This is a genomic window from uncultured Nevskia sp. (assembly GCF_903885465.1).
In the GTDB taxonomy this organism is placed as follows: Bacteria; Pseudomonadota; Gammaproteobacteria; order Nevskiales; family Nevskiaceae; genus Nevskia.
On the sequence record NZ_CAISIQ010000043.1, the window covers coordinates 1 to 1,543 of the forward strand.

Genomic DNA, 1,543 nt, shown 5'->3' on the forward strand with positions numbered 1-1,543 from the left:
TCGTCAACTACACGAACGTGTACCCGAGCTACCACGTGCCGAAGCTCGGTGGTCAGCATCCGGAGTACATCGTCGCTGCGCTGAAAGCCTACAAGTCCGGTGAGCGTCCGCACGCCACCATGCACGCCCAGGCTGCCAGCCTCAGCGATCAGGACATGGCCGACATCGCCGCCTATCTGACCAAGGCCCCGGAAAAGAAGTGAGCACGACGATGAACTCCCGTCCCTCGAAGTTGCTGTCCTCGATCGCCGTTGCGCTGCTTGGCCTTTCGGCCATCGGTGCGGCCACCGCCAGCGAAGAAGCCGCGGCCCCGGCTGCTGCCGCGGGCGGCAAGCCTGCCCAGGTCGGCGTCTGCGCTGCCTGCCACGGCGAGAACGGCGTCAGCGCCTCGCCGATGTTTCCGAACCTTGCCGGCCAGCACCGCAGCTACATCGAAGTGGCTCTGAAGGGCTACAAGAGCGGCGCCCGCAAGAACGCCGTGATGGGTGGCCAAGCCGCTGGCCTGAGCGATGCCGATATCAAGGCGCTGGCAGTCTGGTATTCCAGCCAGAAGTCGGTGCTGTACACGGTCAGCCCTGAAGGCGAAGCCAAGAAGTAAGCGCTTCGGCTGATCCGACCGGCCCCTCGCTTGCGCGACGGGCCGGTTTTTTATTGCCCGCCGTCGATGACCCCCAGAAACGAACAACCCCGCGCGAGGCGGGGTTGTCGTACAGCCGCTTGAGCTTTGCCGCTTATTCGTCGAGGAACGAACGCAGATAGTTCGCGCGTGACGGATGACGCAGTTTGCGCAGCGCCTTCGCTTCGATCTGACGAATGCGCTCGCGGGTGACATCGAACTGCTTGCCGACTTCTTCCAGCGTGTGGTCGGTATTCATGTCGATGCCGAAACGCATGCGCAGAACCTTGGCTTCGCGAGGTGTCAGCGAGGCCAGTATCTGATGCGTGGCTTCCGCCAGGCTCTGCGAAGTCGCCGATTCCAGCGGCGAGACGGCAGCCGTGTCCTCGATGAAATCGCCCAGATGGGAATCTTCGTCGTCGCCGATCGGGGTTTCCATCGAGATCGGTTCCTTGGCGATCTTGAGGACCTTGCGAACCTTGTCTTCCGGCATTTCCATCTTGATCGCCAGCTCTTCAGGCGTGGGCTCGCGGCCCATCTCCTGCAGCATCGTGCGGCTGATGCGGTTGAGCTTGTTGATCGTTTCGATCATGTGCACCGGGATACGGATGGTGCGCGCCTGATCGGCGATCGAACGGGTGATCGCCTGACGGATCCACCAGGTGGCGTACGTCGAGAACTTGTAGCCGCGGCGGTATTCGAACTTATCCACCGCCTTCATCAGGCCGATGTTGCCTTCCTGAATCAGATCGAGGAACTGCAGGCCGCGGTTGGTGTACTTCTTGGCGATCGAGATCACCAGGCGAAGGTTGGCCTCGACCATTTCCTTCTTGGCGCGGCGAGCCTTGGCTTCACCGACCGTCATGCGCCGGTAGATGTCCTTGATCTCGTCGATCGACAGCAGGTTGTCGCCTTCGATCTGGGTCA

Annotated in this window: 3 protein-coding genes; 2 read left to right on the top strand and 1 reads right to left on the bottom strand. The window is 61.8% G+C overall.

Annotated elements, in window-relative coordinates:
* On the top strand, nucleotides 1–203 hold a 203-nt coding region (locus tag QZY06_RS01635; protein WP_367275534.1), incomplete at its 5' end, for a cytochrome c.
* A gap of 8 nt (nucleotides 204–211) precedes the next feature.
* A complete protein-coding gene (locus tag QZY06_RS01640) occupies nucleotides 212–598 on the top strand; it encodes a cytochrome c (RefSeq protein WP_295679348.1) in 387 nt (128 codons plus the stop codon).
* 133 nt (nucleotides 599–731) lie between these two features.
* On the opposite strand, the gene rpoD is transcribed toward QZY06_RS01640, so the two are convergent.
* Nucleotides 732–1,543, bottom strand: an 812-nt coding sequence (rpoD, locus tag QZY06_RS01645) for an RNA polymerase sigma factor RpoD (protein ID WP_295679350.1), incomplete at its 5' end; no start/stop codon positions are given.

Excerpts from the sequence above, each read along its gene's own strand:
- QZY06_RS01640 (WP_295679348.1), top strand. The coding sequence starts at position 212 with ATGAACTCCCGTCCCTCGAAGTTGCTGTCCTCGATCGCCGTTGCGCTG.